Genomic DNA, 19,002 nt, shown 5'->3' on the forward strand with positions numbered 1-19,002 from the left:
AGCGCAGCAATTTTGATATCAATCTGTGTAATAGCCACGGGCGATGAATGAGGCGCTATAACATAACGCTTTCGCCTGAAAACCGGTCGTTTGTAAGGCAATAAAATGAGGATTAATACCCTGCCGTAATGAATATCCGGCATGTTGTACTAAAAAACGATGTTTTGCTTTGACAATCCCCTGCGCTTTTGCGAAAACATTCAAGGAAGAAAAAAAACCGCGTTAACCGTATGCCGCATAGGCATGCACGTAAATGCCATTTTTACCGGGTCAGTGAAATCTACGCATGGCGTGGACAGACGCCATGCGTGATGTCGGTGACTGCCTTCGGGCAACGGTCTTCTTACCAACAGAACCCGAATCCGCATCGCGTCTAATACAAAACCAGGCGATGTGATGACTAACGGGTACAGGCTCTGAACAGTGATGTGCACAGGGTCCAGGCAGGAGTAGGGAAGGAATACAGAGAGACAATAATAATGGTAGATAGCAAGAAGCGCCCTGGCAAAGATCTCGACCGTATCGATCGTAACATTCTTAATGAATTGCAAAAGGATGGGCGTATTTCCAACGTCGAGCTTTCAAAACGTGTGGGACTTTCCCCGACGCCGTGCCTTGAGCGTGTGCGCCGACTGGAAAGACAGGGTTTCATTCAGGGCTATACTGCTCTGCTGAACCCGCATTATCTGGATGCCTCACTTCTGGTATTTGTTGAGATTACTCTGAATCGTGGTGCGCCGGATGTGTTTGAGCAATTTAACGCCGCTGTACAAAAACTTGAAGAAATTCAAGAGTGTCATCTGGTGTCCGGTGATTTCGACTACCTGTTGAAAACCCGTGTGCCTGATATGTCCGCCTACCGTAAGCTGCTGGGGGAAACCCTGCTGCGTCTGCCAGGCGTGAACGACACCCGTACATATGTGGTGATGGAAGAGGTCAAACAGAGCAATCGTCTGGTTATTAAGACGCGCTAACACGGAACAGGTGCAAAATCAGCGTAGTTTGATTACACTCCTGTTAATCCATACAGCAACAGTGCCGGGGAGTCCCGGCGCTGTTGTCCGTTTTAGCAAAAAGGCAGGATATGCCTGATACCTGGAGAGCCTTTTTTGAGCCAGGAATACACTGAAGACAAAGAAGTCACACTATCGAAGCTAAGCAGCGGACGTCGTCTCCTCGAGGCTTTGCTGATTGTTATTGCCCTTTTTGCCGTCTGGCTGATGGCAGCCTTACTCAGTTTCAACCCCTCAGATCCCAGCTGGTCACAAACTGCATGGCATGAGCCTATCCATAATTTAGGCGGTGTCCCCGGTGCCTGGCTTGCGGACACGCTGTTCTTCATTTTCGGTGTGATGGCCTACACCCTTCCCGTCATTATCATTGGCGGATGCTGGTTTGCGTGGCGTCATCGTCAGAACGATGATTACATCGACTATTTTGCCGTGTCGCTGCGCCTGATTGGCGCGCTGGCGCTGATCCTCACCTCGTGCGGGCTGGCGGCAATCAATGCGGATGATATCTGGTACTTCGCCTCTGGCGGAGTGATCGGCAGTTTACTCAGTTCTGCGCTGCAGCCGATGCTGCACAGCAGCGGCGGCACGCTGGCGCTGCTCTGTATCTGGGCGGCCGGGCTGACGCTGTTTACCGGCTGGTCCTGGGTGAGCATTGCCGAGAAGATCGGAAGTTTTATCCTCACCATTCTGACCTTCGCCAGCAACCGTACTCGCCGTGACGATACGTGGGTTGATGAAGACGAGTACGAAGATGAAGAGGAAGATGACGCGCCTGTGCAGCGTCGCGAGTCTCGTCGTGCGCGTATTTTGCGCGGCGCGCTGGCGCGTCGCCAGCGTGTTGCTGAGAAATTTGCCAACCCGCTGGGTCGTAAAACCGATGCGGCGCTCTTCTCCGGTAAACGCATGGATGAAGACGAGCAGGTGGCGTATCGCGCTGCGGGTGTCGCCGTCGATCCTGACGATGTGCTCTTCTCCGGCAGCCGGGCCACTCCGGGTGACTTCGACGAATACGATCCGCTGTTAAATGGCCACTCGGTTACCGAGCCGGTTGCAGCCGCCGCAGCCGCGACGACCGCTGCGCAGGCGTATGCCGCGCCTGTCGACGCCGTGATGCCATCCGCGCCGGTTTCGCCGCCGGAATCCGTTATTCAGCAGCCTCAGGTTGACTGGCAGACTGCGCCAGGCGTTCACACGCCGGAGCCGGTTATCGCGCCTGAACCTGAAAGCTACATCCCTGTGCAGCAGGAGCAGTGGCAGCAGCCTTATCAGCCGCCGCAGCCTGCGTATGAACCGCAAGATTACCCGCACTATGAACAGCCTGTGGCCCAACCTTATCAGGAGTATGTGCCTGAGCCGGTTGAACCTGTGCAGCCTTATGTAGAGCCGCAGCCTGAACCTGAAATCGTGGAAGAGGTAAAACCCTCTCGTCCACCGATGTACTATTTTGAAGAAGTTGAAGAGCGCCGTGCGCGTGAACGCGAGCAGCTGGCGGCCTGGTACCAGCCTGTGCCTGAACCGGTGCAGGAGCCGGTGACGAAAGCGCCTTCTGTTTCCGTTCCACCGATCGACCCGACGCCTGCAGTCGCACCCGTAGCGGAAAGCGTGAAGCAGGCTGCCGCGGCCGCTGCCGTGGCTGCACCTGTTTTTAGCCTGGCAACCAGTGGCGCGCCACGTCCTCAGGTGAAAGAGGGGATTGGTCCGCAACTGCCTCGCCCTAACCGCGTTCGCGTTCCAACCCGCCGTGAGCTTGCCTCTTATGGCATCAAGCTGCCTTCCCAGCGTATGGCGGAAGAGAAAGCGCGCGAGCCTGAGTACGAAGATGACGCCGATGAAATGCAGCAGGACGAGCTGGCCCGTCAGTTCGCCGCGCAGCAGAATCAGCGCTACGGTGATGAATACCAGCACGATGAACCAATGCTGGAAGACGAAGAGGACGCGGCTGAAGCAGAACTGGCGCGCCAGTTCGCCGCCACCCAGCAGCAGCGCTATTCCGGTGAACAACCGGCTGGTGCAAATCCGTTCTCGCTGTCTGATTTTGAATTCTCGCCGATGAAGGATCTGGTGGATGATGGCCCTAGCGAGCCTTTATTTACCCCGAGCGTGATGCCGGAAGCGGAACCTGTGCGCCAGCAGCCAGCACCACAGGCCTACGCGCAGCCGCAGCAGCCTGTTCAGCAGCCGTATGCGCAGCCGCATCAATCTGTTCAGCAACCGCAGCAGCCACCACAGCCGCCGCAGTTCCAGCAGCCTGCGCCTCAGCCGCAGGAAAGTCTGATTCACCCGCTGCTGATGCGTAACGGTGACAGCCGTCCGCTGCAGCGTCCAAGCACTCCGCTGCCGTCGCTGGATCTGTTAACGCCTCCGCCGTCAGAAGTGGAGCCGGTCGATACCTTCGCGCTGGAGCAGATGGCGCGTCTGGTTGAAGCGCGTCTGGCTGACTTCCGCATCAAGGCGGACGTGGTGAACTACTCGCCGGGTCCTGTGATCACCCGTTTTGAACTGAACCTGGCGCCTGGCGTTAAAGCCGCGCGTATTTCCAACCTGTCCCGCGACCTGGCGCGTTCTCTCTCGACCGTGGCGGTACGTGTGGTGGAAGTGATACCGGGCAAACCGTACGTTGGCCTTGAGCTGCCGAACAAGAAACGTCAGACCGTCTACCTGCGTGAAGTGCTGGATAACACCAAATTCCGCGATAACCCGTCCCCGCTGACCGTGGTGTTGGGTAAAGATATCGCTGGCGATCCGGTCGTGGCCGATCTCGCCAAAATGCCTCACCTGCTGGTAGCGGGTACCACCGGTTCCGGTAAGTCTGTCGGTGTGAACGCCATGATCCTCAGCATGCTCTATAAAGCGCAGCCGGAAGATGTGCGTTTCATTATGATCGACCCGAAAATGCTCGAACTGTCGGTCTACGAAGGCATCCCGCATCTGCTGACCGAAGTGGTCACCGACATGAAAGACGCCGCCAACGCCCTGCGCTGGAGCGTCAACGAGATGGAACGCCGCTACAAGCTGATGTCTGCGTTGGGCGTGCGTAACCTGGCCGGTTATAACGAGAAAATTGCCCAGGCTGTGCGCATGGGGCGTCCGATCCCTGATCCTTACTGGAAGCCGGGTGACAGCATGGATGCCCAGCATCCGGTGCTGGAAAAGCTGCCTTATATCGTCGTGCTGGTCGATGAATTCGCTGACCTTATGATGACCGTCGGTAAGAAAGTAGAAGAGCTGATTGCCCGTCTGGCGCAGAAAGCGCGTGCGGCCGGTATTCACCTTGTGCTGGCGACCCAGCGTCCTTCCGTGGACGTTATCACTGGTCTTATCAAAGCGAACATTCCGACGCGTATCGCCTTTACCGTATCCAGTAAAATTGACTCCCGTACCATTCTTGACCAGGGCGGCGCAGAGTCGCTGCTGGGTATGGGTGATATGCTCTATTCCGGCCCGAACTCTACCTCTCCGGTGCGTGTCCACGGTGCGTTCGTCCGCGATGAGGAAGTTCACGCCGTCGTGCAGGACTGGAAAGCGCGCGGTCGTCCGCAATACGTTGACGGTATTACCAGCGACACGGAAAGCGAAGGCGGCGGCGGTGGCTTCGACGGCGGCGAAGAGCTGGATCCGTTATTCGATCAGGCGGTTAACTTCGTTACCGAAAAACGCAAAGCGTCCATCTCTGGCGTGCAGCGTCAGTTCCGCATCGGCTATAACCGCGCGGCGCGCATCATCGAGCAGATGGAAGCGCAGGGTATTGTGAGCGAGCAGGGGCATAACGGTAACCGCGAGGTGCTGGCACCGCCGCCGTTTGATTAACCTTTAGCGATTGCAAAGAAGGGTAAATCAGCCAAAATTAAGCATTTTCTTCTGTCGCCTGCCTTCGGGCAGGTCCAGAATAGAAGACGGAAACCCCATATCGGGAAGACGTATTTTAAGGAATAACAATGAAAAAAATCGCCATCGCCTGTGCATTACTCACCAGTTTTGTCGCCAGCAGCGTCTGGGCTGATGCAGCCAGCGACCTTAAAAGCCGACTGGATAAAGTAAGCAGCTTCCACGCCAGCTTCACGCAAAAAGTGACGGACGGCAGCGGCAATGCGGTGCAGGAAGGTCAGGGAGATTTGTGGGTAAAACGCCCGAATCTGTTCAACTGGCACATGACCCAGCCTGATGAAAGCATCCTGGTCTCTGACGGTAAAACCTTATGGTTCTTCAACCCGTTCGTTGAGCAGGCAACGGCGACCTGGCTGAAAGATGCCACCAGCAATACGCCGTTTATGCTGATTGCCCGTAACCAGTCCAGCGACTGGCAGCAGTACAATATTAAACAGACGGGTGACGAGTTTGTCCTGACGCCGAAAGGCAGTAACGGCAACCTGAAGCAGTTCACCATTAACGTAAGCACCAACGGTACGATTAATCAGTTCGGCGCGGTTGAGCAGGACGATCAGCGCAGCAGCTACCAGCTCAAGTCTCAGCAGAACGGCGCCGTTGATGCATCGAAATTCACCTTTACCCCGCCGCAGGGCGTAACGGTGGACGACCAACGCAATAAGTAAGAGGCGTGAGTGGGCAATCTGTCGCTCGATTTTTCAGATAACGCGTTTCAACCTCTGGCCGCTCGTATGCGGCCAGAAAATTTAGCGCAGTACATCGGCCAGCAGCATCTGCTGGCTGCCGGTAAGCCATTGCCGCGCGCCATTGAGGCCGGGCATCTTCACTCCATGATCCTCTGGGGACCCCCTGGTACCGGCAAGACCACGCTTGCAGAAGTGATCGCCCGCTATGCCAACGCGGACGTTGAACGTATCTCGGCGGTCACCTCCGGCGTGAAAGAGATCCGTGAGGCGATCGAGCGTGCGCGGCAGAACCGCAATGCCGGGCGGCGTACCATCCTCTTCGTGGACGAAGTCCATCGCTTCAACAAGAGCCAGCAGGATGCCTTCCTGCCGCATATTGAAGACGGCACGATCTTCTTCATCGGCGCGACCACCGAAAACCCATCGTTTGAACTGAACTCGGCGCTGCTTTCCCGCGCGCGCGTTTACCTGCTCAAATCGCTGACCACCGAAGATATCGAAAAGGTTCTCACCCAAGCGATGGACGACAAAGCGCGCGGCTACGGCGGGCAGGATATCGTTCTGCCTGACGACACGCGTCGTGCGATTGCCGAGTTGGTCAACGGTGATGCGCGGCGTGCGCTGAACACGCTGGAAATGATGGCCGATATGGCCGAAATCGACGATGCCGGGAAGCGGGTGCTAAAACCGGAACTGCTCACCGAAATTGCGGGGGAGCGCAGCGCGCGTTTCGATAACAAAGGCGACCGTTTTTACGACCTGATCTCGGCTCTGCATAAGTCCGTGCGCGGCAGCGCGCCGGATGCGGCGCTTTACTGGTACGCGCGCATTATCACTGCGGGCGGCGATCCTTTATATGTCGCGCGTCGCTGTCTGGCGATTGCGTCAGAAGATGTCGGCAATGCCGATCCTCGCGCCATGCAGGTCGCGCTGTCGGCCTGGGACTGCTTCACCCGCGTTGGACCTGCGGAAGGCGAACGTGCCATTGCGCAGGCGATTGTTTATCTGGCCTGCGCGCCGAAAAGCAATGCGGTTTATACCGCCTTTAAAGCGGCGATGTCCGACGCGCGTGAACGTCCTGACTACGATGTGCCGGTTCACCTGCGTAACGCGCCGACCAAACTGATGAAAGAGATGGGGTATGGGCAGGAGTACCGTTACGCTCATGATGAACCCAATGCCTACGCTGCCGGAGAGGAATATTTCCCGCAGGAGATGGCACAAACGCGCTATTATCACCCCACAAACAGAGGTCTTGAAGGCAAGATTGGTGAAAAGCTCACCTGGCTCGCCGGACAGGATCAAAATAGCCCTATAAAACGCTACCGTTAGTTCAATCGTTGCGGTAATGTTGGCAATGTATCCTTGTGGCCGCAGGCTGTGGTCACATTTTCCTATTTTAATTCGATAAGCACAGGATAAGCATGCTCGATCCCAATCTGCTGCGTAATGAGCCAGACGCAGTCGCTGAAAAACTGGCACGCCGGGGCTTTAAGCTGGATGTAGATAAGCTGCGCGCTCTTGAAGAGCGTCGTAAAGTACTGCAGGTACAAACTGAAAATCTGCAGGCAGAGCGTAACTCTCGATCGAAATCCATCGGCCAGGCGAAAGCGCGCGGGGAAGATATTGAGCCATTACGCCTGGAAGTGAACAAACTGGGTGAAGAACTGGATCAGGCAAAAGCTGAGCTGGACGTTCTTCAGGCCGAGATTCGTGATATTGCCCTGGCTATCCCGAATATTCCTGACGACAGCGTGCCTGTCGGCAAAGATGAAAACGACAACGTTGAAGTGAAACGCTGGGGTACGCCTCGTGAGTTTGACTTCGAAGTGCGCGATCACGTGACGCTGGGCGAAATGCACGCGGGCCTGGACTTTGCGGCAGCGGTTAAGCTGACCGGCTCCCGTTTTGTGGTGATGAAAGGCCAGATTGCCCATCTGCACCGCGCACTGGCGCAGTTCATGCTGGATCTGCACACCGAGCAGCATGGCTACAGCGAAACCTACGTGCCGTATCTGGTCAACCACGATACGCTGTACGGTACGGGCCAGCTGCCGAAATTTGCCGGCGATCTGTTCCATACCCGTCCGCTGGACGAGGAAGCAGACAGCAGCAACTACGCGCTGATCCCAACCGCTGAAGTGCCGCTGACTAACCTCGTGCGTGATGAGATCATCGATGAAGACGACCTGCCAATTAAGCTGACGGCACATTCACCGTGCTTCCGTTCTGAAGCAGGTTCTTACGGTCGCGACACGCGCGGTCTGATCCGTATGCACCAGTTCGACAAAGTTGAGATGGTGCAGATCGTCCGTCCTGAAGAGTCCATGGACGCGCTGGAAGAGATGACCGGCCACGCTGAGAAAGTGCTGGAGCTGCTGGGCCTGCCGTACCGTCGTATGGCCCTGTGCACCGGTGATATGGGCTTTGGCGCCTGCAAAACCTTCGATCTTGAAGTGTGGGTGCCTGCGCAGAACACCTATCGTGAGATCTCCTCCTGCTCTAACGTCTGGGATTTCCAGGCGCGTCGTATGCAGGCACGCTGCCGCAGCAAATCTGACAAGAAAACCCGTCTGGTGCATACCCTGAACGGTTCTGGTCTGGCTGTGGGCCGTACGCTGGTTGCCGTGCTGGAAAACTACCAGCAGGCAGACGGTCGTATTGAGATCCCTGAAGTGCTGCGTCCATACATGAAAGGCCAGCAGTACATCGGCTAATTCTTTGCCTCACAACAAAAAAGCGCCTTTGGGCGCTTTTTTTATGCCTCTGAATTGACACGACGCAATACCCCCTCCCTCTAAAGTAGTAATACTCCTCCGAATGAAAGTCAGCATAAAAAGCTGATTACGTAGAAATTCGTTGTATATAAAACTACATAGCGGTTTGCGCCGCCACTCTTTTCTTTGTGAGCAACCAAAGTGAGTCTCTATGAAAATCAACGCGCCTGAAGCATTAATGGCTGCCGAGGTCACTCGCCGTGGGTTGATGAAAACCACGGCAATAGGCGGCCTGGCCGTAGCCAGCAGCGCCTTCACGCTTCCTTTTACCCGACTGGTCTCAGCGGCTGATGCACTATCCCCAGCCTCAGCTCCGGAAAAAGTGGTGTGGAGTGCCTGTACCGTAAACTGCGGTAGCCGTTGTCCGCTGCGTATGCACGTGGTGGATGGCGAAATAAAATATGTCGAAACCGACAATACCGGGGACGATAACTACGATGGGTTACATCAGGTTCGCGCCTGCTTGCGCGGCCGCTCCATGCGTCGTCGCGTGTATAATCCGGACCGCCTGAAATATCCGATGAAGCGCGTCGGTAAGCGTGGGGAAGGGAAGTTCGAGCGGATTAGCTGGGATGAAGCCTACGACATTATCGCCACCAATATGCAGCGCCTTATCAAAGAGTACGGCAACGAATCCATCTACCTGAACTACGGCACCGGGACGCTCGGCGGTACGCTGACCCGCTCCTGGCCACCGGGTAAAACGCTGGTGGCGCGCCTGATGAACTGCTGCGGCGGTTATCTTAACCACTACGGCGACTACTCTTCCGCGCAGATCGCTGCTGGCCTCAACTACACCTACGGCGGCTGGGCGGACGGCAACAGCCCGTCCGATATCGAAAACAGTAAGTTGGTCGTCCTGTTCGGTAACAACCCGGGCGAAACCCGCATGAGCGGCGGCGGGGTAACCTATTACCTCGAACAGGCCCGCGCCAAATCCAATGCCCGCATGATCATTATCGATCCGCGCTATACCGACACCGGCGCCGGACGTGAAGACGAGTGGATCCCAATCCGTCCGGGTACCGATGCAGCGCTGGTCTCGGCGCTTGCGTGGGTAATGATCACAGAAAACCTCGTCGATCAGCCTTTCCTGGATAAATACTGCGTCGGCTATGACGAGAAAACCCTGCCAGCCAGCGCGCCTGCAAATGGCCATTACAAGGCCTATATTCTCGGGCAGGGCAGCGACGGCGTGGCGAAAACACCCGAGTGGGCGTCCACCATCACCGGTATTCCGCCCGAGCGTATCGTTCAGCTGGCGCGTGAGATTGGCTCGGCCAAACCGGCCTACATCAGCCAGGGCTGGGGACCGCAGCGCCATGCGAACGGCGAAATCGCGACTCGCGCCATCTCCATGCTCTCCATTCTGACCGGCAACGTCGGTATTCACGGCGGTAACACCGGCGCGCGTGAAGGCTCGTATGAAGTGCCGTTTGAACGTATGCCAACGCTGGATAACCCTGTTCAGACCAGCATCTCCATGTTTATGTGGACCGATGCGATCGAACGTGGTCCTGAAATGACCGCCCTGCGCGACGGCGTGCGCGGCAAGGACAAGCTGGACGTGCCGATCAAGATGATCTGGAACTATGCCGGTAACTGTCTCATCAACCAGCACTCCGAAATCAACCGCACCCATGAAATCCTGCAGGATGACAAGAAGTGCGAGATGATTGTGGTCATCGACTGCCACATGACCTCCTCGGCGAAATACGCCGATATCCTGCTGCCGGACTGCACCGCCTCTGAGCAGATGGATTTCGCGCTGGACGCCTCCTGCGGCAATATGTCCTATGTGATCTTTACCGACCAGGCGATTAAACCGCGCTTCGAGTGTAAAACCATTTATGAGATGACCTCTGAGCTGGCGAAACGTCTTGGCGTTGAGCAGCAGTTTACCGAGGGGCGTACTCAGGAAGGGTGGATGCGCCATCTGCATGAACTCTCCCGTAAGGCGGTCCCTGACCTGCCTGATTTCGATACCTTCCGTAAGCAGGGTATGTACAAACAGCGCGATCCGGAAGGGCACCACGTGGCGTACAAAGCGTTCCGTGAAGATCCGCAGGCGAACCCGCTGACCACGCCGTCGGGCAAAATCGAAATCTACTCAGAAGAGCTGGCAAAAATCGCGTCGACCTGGGAGCTGCCGGAAGGGGACGTTATCGATCCGCTGCCGATCTACACGCCAGGTTTTGAAAACTATAACGATCCGCTGACGGCGAAATTCCCGCTGCAGCTGACCGGTTTCCACTACAAAGCGCGTGTGCACTCCACCTACGGTAACGTCGACGTACTCAAGGCCGCCTGCCGTCAGGAGATGTGGATCAACCCGATGGATGCCAAAGCACGCGGCATCAGCAATGGCGATCGCGTGCGTATCTTCAACGGCCGCGGCGAGGTTCACATTGAAGCTAAGGTGACGCCGCGCATGATGCCAGGCGTGGTGGCGCTGGGGGAAGGGGCCTGGTACAGCCCTGATGCCAACCGCATAGACCAGGCGGGCAGTATTAACGTGCTGACCACGCAGCGTCCGTCGCCGCTGGCGAAGGGCAACCCATCCCACACAAACCTTGTCCAGGTTGAAAAGGTTTAAGGAGTAGCCGATGACAACCCAGTATGGATTTTTTATCGATTCCAGCCGTTGCACCGGGTGCAAAACCTGCGAGCTGGCCTGTAAAGATTACAAAGACCTGACCCCGGACGTCAGCTTCCGCCGCATCTACGAATACGCCGGGGGCGACTGGCAGGAAGATAACGGCGTCTGGCATCAGAACGTCTTTGCCTATTACCTGTCGATTGCCTGTAACCACTGTGAAGATCCGGCCTGCACCAAGGTCTGCCCGAGTGGGGCGATGCACAAGCGTGAAGACGGCTTTGTGGTGGTGGACGAAGATGTCTGCATCGGCTGCCGATACTGCCACATGGCGTGCCCGTACGGCGCGCCGCAGTACAACGCCGCCAAAGGTCATATGACCAAATGCGACGGTTGCCACACCCGCGTGGCGGACGGCAAAAAGCCGATTTGCGTCGAGTCCTGTCCGCTGCGCGCGCTGGACTTCGGCCCGATTGAAGAACTGCGTCAAAAACACGGTCAGCTTGCCGCAGTGGCACCGCTGCCGTCTGCGCACTTCACGAAGCCGAGCATTGTGATTAAACCTAACGCCAACAGCCGTCCTACAGGTGACACCACCGGCTACCTGGCAAATCCGAAGGAGGTGTGAGATGGGAAGTGGATGGCATGAATGGCCGCTGATGATCTTCACGGTCTTTGGCCAGTGCGTGGCGGGCGGTTTCATTGTGCTCGCGCTGGCGCTGTTAAAAGGGAACCTCAACGCTGAACAGCAGCAGCGTTTAGTGTTGAGCATGTTTGGCCTGTGGGTGCTGATGGGGATTGGCTTTATAGCCTCTACGCTGCACCTGGGTTCGCCGATGCGCGCGTTTAACTCTTTGAACCGCGTGGGGGCATCGTCCCTCAGTAACGAGATTGCCAGCGGGGCAATTTTCTTTGCCGTCGGTGGGCTGGGCTGGCTGCTGGCCGCTATGAAGAAGTTGCCTGCAGGTCTGCGCAGCCTGTGGCTGATCGTGACCATGGTGCTGGGCGTGGTGTTCGTGTGGATGATGGTGCGCGTCTATAACACCATCGATACCGTTCCAACCTGGTACAGCGTCTGGACGCCGATGAGCTTCTTCCTGACGATGTTTATCGGCGGGCCGCTGCTGGGCTACCTGCTGCTGCGCGTGGCGGGCGTAGACGGGTGGGCAATGCGTTTGCTGCCGGCTGTTTCGCTGCTGGCGCTGGTGGTGAGTGCGATGGTCGCTCTGATGCAGGGGGCAGAACTGGCAACCATTCACAGCTCTATCCAGCAGGCTTCTGCCCTGGTGCCGGACTACGGTTCTCTGATGGCCTGGCGCATCGTTCTGCTGGTCGCTGCGTTGGTATTCTGGATTGCTCCTCAGCTCAAAGGTTATCAGCCTGCGCTGCCGCTGCTGTCACTGGCCTTTGTGCTGGTCCTGGCGGGTGAACTGATTGGCCGCGGTGTGTTCTACGGGTTGCATATGACCGTAGGTATGGCTATCGCCAGTTAACGTTGCATTGAGTTATATCAAGCCGGGCCTGAGTGCCCGGCTTTTTCTTTTTTCGATCATGAAATTTTTCGACTGTCGTTTTGTTTTAATTTCGCCCATTAATAAATAAAAACAGACACATAATTAATATCTACAGCAGGCGTGGCATTAGCAGGATAAGTTTTTTAAATCGACAGGGAACATATTGTGCGAGGCGGCTAAGTCAGTGGATTGACTTTGTTTGTGCCAGTGGCATGATGCGCACGAAATCTGAACTTCCTCACGGTTTTTAATCCATGACCACCTATACCCGGCCAGTGCTTCTGTTGCTCTGTGGCCTGCTTCTGTTGACCCTGGCGATCGCAGTGTTAAATACGCTCGTCCCGCTGTGGCTCGCCCATGAAAACTTACCGACCTGGCAGGTGGGTATGGTCAGCTCGTCCTTTTTTACCGGGAACCTGCTGGGTACGCTAATGACCGGGAGCCTGATTAAGCGCTTTGGCTTTAATCGCAGCTATTATCTGGCTTCGCTGATTTTCGCCGCCGGGTGTGCCGGGCTGGGCCTGATGGTCGGCTTCTGGAGCTGGATGGCATGGCGCTTTATCGCAGGCGTAGGCTGCGCGATGATTTGGGTGGTGGTTGAAAGCGCGCTGATGTGCAGCGGCACTTCGCGCAACCGTGGACGCCTGCTGGCAGCCTATATGATGGTTTATTACGTCGGCACCGTGCTGGGTCAACTGATGGTCAGCAAGCTGCCAACCGACCTGATGAGCGTTCTGCCGTGGGTAACGGGCATGGTGCTCGCCGCGATCCTGCCGCTGCTCTTCACGCGTATTGTGAACCAGAACAGCGAGCATCAGGAATCGACCCACGTCTGGCCGATGCTCAGACTCCGTCAGGCACGCCTGGGCGTTAACGGCTGCATTATCTCGGGGATTGTACTGGGCTCGCTCTACGGCCTGATGCCGCTCTATCTGAATCATCAGGGCGTCAGCGATTCCGGAATTGGTTTCTGGATGGCGGTCATGGTGAGTGCGGGGATCGTCGGGCAGTGGCCGATTGGCCGTCTGGCGGATCGTTTCGGCCGTCTGCTGGTGCTGCGCGTTCAGGTCTTTGTGGTCATCATGGGATGCCTTGCCATGCTCAGCAACGCCGCGATGGCGCCTGCGCTGTTTATTCTCGGGGCCGCCGGCTTTACGCTCTATCCGGTCGCGATGGCCTGGGCCTGTGAGAAAGTTGAACATCACCAGCTGGTGGCAATGAACCAGGCGCTGTTACTGAGCTATACCATCGGCAGCTTATTAGGGCCGACGTTTACCGCGATGCTGATGCAGAATTACTCTGATAATTTATTGTTTATCATGATCGCCAGCGTATCGTTTATTTATCTCTTAATGCTGCTGCGCAAAGTGGGAGAACACCCAACGCCCGTGGCTCATGCCTGATTAATTAAAAGCCTGTCGATGACAGGCTTTTTTGTCCCTGTCACAACTAAGAGTTTTACTTATTGTTTGTTTATTGCGCCAGGCGATAATTCATGTGAGTCCTACCACTATAAGGCAGCAATCATGTCTATTCGTCGTTTTTCCACTACCGCACTTGCCGTAGTGTTGTCTCTAACGTTTGCAACGGCTCCGGTCATGGCTAATCCTGGAAACGGGAATGGCGGTGGTCACGGAAACGGTGGCGGGCAAGGTAATGGCGGTAATCATGGTAACGGAAATTCTGGTAACCATGGCAATAAGCAAAATAACGGTCAGGATAACCCTGGAAAATCGGATAAAAGCTTTAAAAGCAGTAAAGATGTCGGTAACGATGTCGACGCTCGCGTGAGCTTCGATCATGCCCGCCATCTGGCGCTGAATTATGGCCTAACGGGCTATGACTCTCTGCCTCCGGGTATCGCGAAAAACCTGGCGCGCGGTAAACCGTTGCCTCCGGGCATTGCGAAGAAAACCGTGCCGGCCTCAATGCTGGGTCAGCTTCCTTCCTACCCTGGCTATGAATGGCGCGTGGTCGGAGACGACCTGGTCTTAATTGCGCTGAGTACAGCCATCGTGACGTCCGTTATTAACGGCGTCTTTAAATAGAATATAAAAAAGCCCGGTTTTCACCGGGCTTTTCTTTAATACATCACCTTGTGGCCGTACTGTTCAAGAATACCTTTGACGCGTTCCATCGTCTCTTTCTTCGGCGGCTTCACGCCATCGAGTTTGTACTCTTCGCCCATTGCCACCCATTTATGTTTACCCAGCTCGTGATAGGGCAGAAGCTCGATTTTCTCGACGTTGCCCATGTCGCGGGTAAATACCCCCAGGCGGTGCGCGGAGTCGTCGTCATCTGACCAGCCGGGAACCACCACGTAGCGGATCCAGGTTTTGATGCCTTTATCGGCAATGTATTTGGCGAATTCCAGCGTGCGGTGGTTTGAGACGCCAACGAGGTTCTGGTGGATCTCATCGTTCATCTGTTTAAGATCGAGCATGACCAGATCGGTCACTTCAAGCAGCTCGTCGATAACCGGATCGTAACGGCGTACGAAGCCGTTGGTGTCGAGGCAGGTATGAATGCCTTCTTTATGGCAGGCGCGGAACCAGTCGCGGACAAATTCAGCCTGCAGAATGGCTTCACCCCCGGATGCGGTGACGCCGCCGCCGGACGCGTTCATAAAGTGGCGGTAGGTCACCACCTCTTTCATCAAGTCTTCAACGGTCACTTCTTTACCGCCGTGCGTATCCCAGGTGTCACGGTTATGGCAGTACAGGCAGCGCATCAGGCAGCCCTGGAAAAAGGTGATGAAGCGGATACCCGGGCCATCGACGGTGCCACAGGATTCAAAGGAGTGAATGCGACCAATAATTGACATTGCGGTGATATCTCCAGCATCGGCCCGTCCGGGGCCTGAGTATGCACAGCTCAAAGCCGGCTGTGTTGAAGTCTGTTTTGGCTGATATCCATAGAGTATAGATAGCGGACAAAAGAGACTGAGGTGGAGAGGGTGCTAAAAAGGCCCCACTGACGTGGAGCCTTTATTGTACGCTTTTTAACGCGTGATTTCAGTCAATTCCACTTACATGGACTGAGTGAAAGTACGGGTGATAACGTCCTGCTGCTGTTCTTTAGTCAGGGAGTTAAAACGTACTGCGTAGCCAGATACGCGGATGGTCAGCTGAGGATATTTCTCAGGGTGTTCCATCGCGTCGAGCAGCATTTCACGGTTCATGACGTTCACGTTCAGGTGCTGACCACCTTCGATGGACGCTTCGTGGTGGAAGTAACCATCCATCAGACCCGCGAGGTTAGTTTTACGCACTTCGTCGTCTTTACCCAGCGCGTTTGGCACGATAGAGAAGGTGTAAGAAATACCATCTTTCGCGTAAGCAAACGGCAGTTTAGCAACGGAAGTCAGAGAGGCAACCGCACCTTTCTGGTCACGACCGTGCATTGGGTTAGCACCTGGGCCGAATGGCGCGCCAGCACGACGACCGTCTGGGGTGTTACCGGTTTTCTTACCATACACAACGTTAGAAGTGATGGTCAGAACAGACTGAGTCGGGATAGCGTTACGGTAAGTAGTCAGTTTCTGAATTTTCTTCATGAAACGTTCTACCAGGTCAACCGCCATGTCATCAACGCGAGAGTCGTTGTTACCAAACTGCGGATATTCACCTTCGATTTCGAAGTCTACAGCCAGGCCGTCTTCGTCACGAATTGGTTTAACTTTCGCATATTTGATTGCAGACAGGGAGTCAGCAGCAACGGACAGACCAGCGATACCACACGCCATGGTGCGGACAACGTCACGGTCGTGCAGCGCCATCAGAGAGGCTTCGTAGCTGTACTTGTCGTGCATGTAGTGGATTACGTTCAGCGCAGTGACATACTGTTTAGCCAGCCAGTCCATGAAGTGATCCATACGCTCCATCACTTCGTCGAAGTTCAGAACGTCGCCTTTGATCGGCTCAGACTTAGGACCAACCTGCATTTTCAGTTTTTCATCAACGCCACCGTTGATTGCGTACAGCATGGTTTTCGCCAGGTTTGCACGCGCACCGAAGAACTGCATTTGTTTACCAACAACCATTGGGCTTACGCAGCAAGCGATAGCGTAATCGTCGTTGTTGAAGTCCGGACGCATCAGGTCATCGTTCTCGTACTGCAGAGAAGAGGTATCGATGGACACTTTAGCCGCGAATTTCTTGAAGTTCAGAGGCAGTTTTTCAGACCACAGAACGGTGATGTTCGGCTCCGGAGAAGGACCCATGGTGTACAGGGTGTTCAGGAAGCGGAAGCTGTTTTTGGTTACCAGAGTACGGCCGTCTACGCCCATACCACCGATTGATTCTGTTGCCCAGATTGGGTCACCAGAGAACAGCTCATCGTATTCAGGAGTACGCAGGAAGCGAACCATACGCAGTTTCATGACCAGGTGGTCAATCATTTCCTGAGCGTCTTGCTCGGTGATTTTGCCTGCTTTGATGTCGCGTTCGATGTACGCATCCAGGAAGGTGGATACGCGACCGAAGGACATTGCTGCACCGTTCTGAGACTTAACTGCGGCCAGGTAGCCGAAGTAGGTCCACTGGATAGCTTCCTGAGCGTTGGTAGCCGGACCAGAGATATCGCAGCCATATTTTGCTGCCATCTCTTTGATCTGACCTAGCGCGCGGTGCTGTTCAGCGATTTCTTCACGCAGACGGATAGTCGCTTCCAGGTTTACGCCGTTTTCCAGATCGGACTGCAGGGAAACAAACTGCGCGTACTTGTCTTTCATCAGGAAGTCGATACCGTACAGCGCAACGCGACGGTAGTCACCGATGATACGGCCACGGCCATACGCATCTGGCAGACCAGTCAGAACGCCAGATTTACGGCAGTTCAGAATGTCTTTGGTGTAAACATCGAATACACCCTGGTTGTGGGTTTTGCGGTATTCGGTAAAGATTTTTTTCAGCATTGGGTCCAGCTCGCGGTTATACGCTTTGCAGGAACCTTCAACCATTTTGATACCACCGAACGGGATGATTGCGCGTTTCAGTGGTGCTTCAGTCTGCAGACCAACGATTTTCTCAAGGGCTTTGTTGATGTAGCCAGCATCGTGAGAAGTGATGGTGGAAGCAACGGAGGTGTCAAAATCAACTGGCGCGTGAGTGCGGTTTTCCAGTTTAACGCCTTCCATTACGCTGTCCCACAGCTTGGTGGTCGCGTCAGTTGCGCCAGCCAGGAAGGATTCGTCACCTTCATACGGGGTATAGTTTTTCTGAATGAAGTCACGTACGTTTACTTCATTCTGCCAGTCACCTTTCGCAAAACCTTCCCAGGCTGTGGCTAACTTTTCATTAAGCTCGGACATGTAACACCTACCTTCTTAAGTGGATTTTTTATTTACTGCCTGAGAAAACCATCAATGATGATCGTCGCCACGCAGGTAAATGACCCAGTATGTCAACCCAACTAACAGACCCCCACCGATAATGTTCCCGATAGTGACAGGGATCAGGTTATCAGTAATGAAATTCATAATAGTCAGGTGAGAGAAACTTTCCGGGGATGAACCAACTGCGGTCCAGAACTCCGGGCTTGCAAAGTCGCGGATGACAATGCCCATTGGGATCATGAACATATTCGCGATACTGTGCTCAAAGCCGCTGGCAACAAACATCGCAACCGGCAGAACCATAATTAAGGCTTTGTCCATCAGGCTACGACCCGAGTAGCTCATCCATACAGCCAGGCAGACCATCAGGTTAGCGAGGATGCCGAGAGCAACGGCTTCGATAAATGTGTGGTGCATTTTGTGGTCGGCGGTTTGCAGGACGTTAAGGCCCCAGCCACCGTTGGCGGTCATGTACTCGCCAGAAAGCCACATCAACAAAACAAAGAGCAGACAGCCAACCAGGTTACCCACGTAGACGTTAAGCCAGTTGCGTGCCAGCTGACCCCAGGTAATTCTTCCGCTGGCCTTTGCCACGACAATCAGCACCGTTGAGGTGAACAGGTCGGCGCCGCAGATGACGCAGAGAATCAGACCCAGTGAGAAGCAAATGCCGCCAATCAGTTTGGCCATGCCGAAAGGCATTCCGGCAGTACCGGTGGTGGCGGTGATGTAGAAGACGAAAGCGATAGAGATGAACACACCAGCCGTGATCGCCAGATAGAACGTCTTCATCGGGTGTTTCGTTGCTTTATAGACACCCGCTTCTTCGGCAACTTTGGCCATCGCAGCAGGGAGTAAAAGATCAAAAGGGTTGTCAGCTTTCACACTAACTCTCTCTTTATTAAGTCGGCGACGAGATACTAACAAAGCATTATAGAAGAGAAATTGATATAGATCATATCTCGCCTGGCTTATAGGCCCGCAGTGTGTATGGTTTTACAGCAAATGCGGAGTAAGTATTTGATTATCCTTATAAAAATAAATTTTAAAAGTTATGAAAAGAGTTGAATTTTTTCGTTCAGCCACCCCTGACGCAGTTAATTAATATGGAGTATTTACCATAAAAAGTAACAGTAAAGCCCGGGTAAATATTATTATATTTACCCATGTTTAACTTTATTATTACAATCAACAGT

General features: G+C 54.8%; 13 protein-coding genes. 10 read left to right on the forward strand and 3 right to left on the reverse strand.

Going from position 1 to position 19,002, the window contains the following annotated elements; genetic code table 11:
- The first annotated feature begins 479 nt into the window (after positions 1-479).
- The 10 genes from lrp (at position 480) to ACERY3_RS03455 (ending at position 14,519) form a co-directional block, all read left to right on the forward strand.
- A complete protein-coding gene (lrp, locus tag ACERY3_RS03410; RefSeq protein ID WP_000228469.1) occupies positions 480-974 on the forward strand; it encodes a leucine-responsive transcriptional regulator Lrp in 495 nt (164 codons plus the stop codon).
- A 135-nt stretch (positions 975-1,109) separates the two neighbouring features.
- Positions 1,110-4,820, forward strand: a complete 3,711-nt coding sequence (locus ACERY3_RS03415; protein WP_058842106.1) for a DNA translocase FtsK 4TM domain-containing protein — start codon at positions 1,110-1,112, stop codon at positions 4,818-4,820.
- 128 nt (positions 4,821-4,948) lie between these two features.
- A complete protein-coding gene (lolA, locus tag ACERY3_RS03420; protein WP_023310983.1) occupies positions 4,949-5,563 on the forward strand; it encodes an outer membrane lipoprotein chaperone LolA in 615 nt (204 codons plus the stop codon).
- 9 nt (positions 5,564-5,572) lie between these two features.
- A complete protein-coding gene (gene rarA / locus ACERY3_RS03425) occupies positions 5,573-6,916 on the forward strand; it encodes a replication-associated recombination protein RarA (protein ID WP_033145084.1) in 1,344 nt (447 codons plus the stop codon).
- A 92-nt stretch (positions 6,917-7,008) separates the two neighbouring features.
- Positions 7,009-8,301, forward strand: coding sequence for a serine--tRNA ligase (gene serS / locus ACERY3_RS03430; protein ID WP_008499983.1), 1,293 nt, complete (start codon positions 7,009-7,011; stop codon positions 8,299-8,301).
- 211 nt (positions 8,302-8,512) lie between these two features.
- The gene (gene dmsA, locus ACERY3_RS03435; protein WP_373225051.1) at positions 8,513-10,957 is read left to right on the forward strand and encodes a dimethylsulfoxide reductase subunit A; all 2,445 of its coding nucleotides are present in this window, start codon (positions 8,513-8,515) and stop codon (positions 10,955-10,957) included.
- Between the two features lie 10 nt (positions 10,958-10,967).
- A complete protein-coding gene (locus tag ACERY3_RS03440) occupies positions 10,968-11,585 on the forward strand; it encodes a DMSO/selenate family reductase complex B subunit (protein WP_021240882.1) in 618 nt (205 codons plus the stop codon).
- A 1-nt stretch (position 11,586) separates the two neighbouring features.
- Positions 11,587-12,450 carry a dimethyl sulfoxide reductase anchor subunit family protein gene (locus tag ACERY3_RS03445; protein WP_033145086.1) on the forward strand — a complete coding sequence of 288 codons (864 nt, stop codon included), beginning with the start codon at positions 11,587-11,589 and terminating at the stop codon, positions 12,448-12,450.
- 275 nt (positions 12,451-12,725) lie between these two features.
- The gene (locus tag ACERY3_RS03450; protein ID WP_048979716.1) at positions 12,726-13,874 is read left to right on the forward strand and encodes an MFS transporter; all 1,149 of its coding nucleotides are present in this window, start codon (positions 12,726-12,728) and stop codon (positions 13,872-13,874) included.
- Positions 13,875-13,997: 123 nt separating this feature from the next.
- A complete protein-coding gene (locus ACERY3_RS03455) occupies positions 13,998-14,519 on the forward strand; it encodes an anti-virulence regulator CigR family protein (protein ID WP_023310990.1) in 522 nt (173 codons plus the stop codon).
- A 35-nt stretch (positions 14,520-14,554) separates the two neighbouring features.
- Here ACERY3_RS03455 and pflA read toward each other — a convergent pair whose 3' ends face one another.
- The 3 genes from pflA to focA all read right to left on the reverse strand — a co-directional run bounded on the left by pflA (position 14,555) and on the right by focA (position 18,691).
- A complete protein-coding gene (gene pflA, locus ACERY3_RS03460; protein ID WP_373225053.1) occupies positions 14,555-15,295 on the reverse strand; it encodes a pyruvate formate lyase 1-activating protein in 741 nt (246 codons plus the stop codon).
- A 204-nt stretch (positions 15,296-15,499) separates the two neighbouring features.
- Positions 15,500-17,782, reverse strand: a complete 2,283-nt coding sequence (gene pflB, locus ACERY3_RS03465) for a formate C-acetyltransferase (protein ID WP_029739495.1) — start codon at positions 17,780-17,782, stop codon at positions 15,500-15,502.
- Positions 17,783-17,833: 51 nt separating this feature from the next.
- Positions 17,834-18,691: a formate transporter FocA gene (focA, locus tag ACERY3_RS03470; RefSeq protein ID WP_008499974.1), complete on the reverse strand. Its 858-nt coding sequence runs from the start codon at positions 18,689-18,691 to the stop codon at positions 17,834-17,836.
- Positions 18,692-19,002 lie beyond the last annotated feature (311 nt).

Origin of the sequence: Enterobacter cloacae complex sp. ESBL7 (assembly GCF_041679625.1) — a bacterium.
Classification (GTDB): domain Bacteria; phylum Pseudomonadota; class Gammaproteobacteria; order Enterobacterales; family Enterobacteriaceae; genus Enterobacter; species Enterobacter asburiae_B.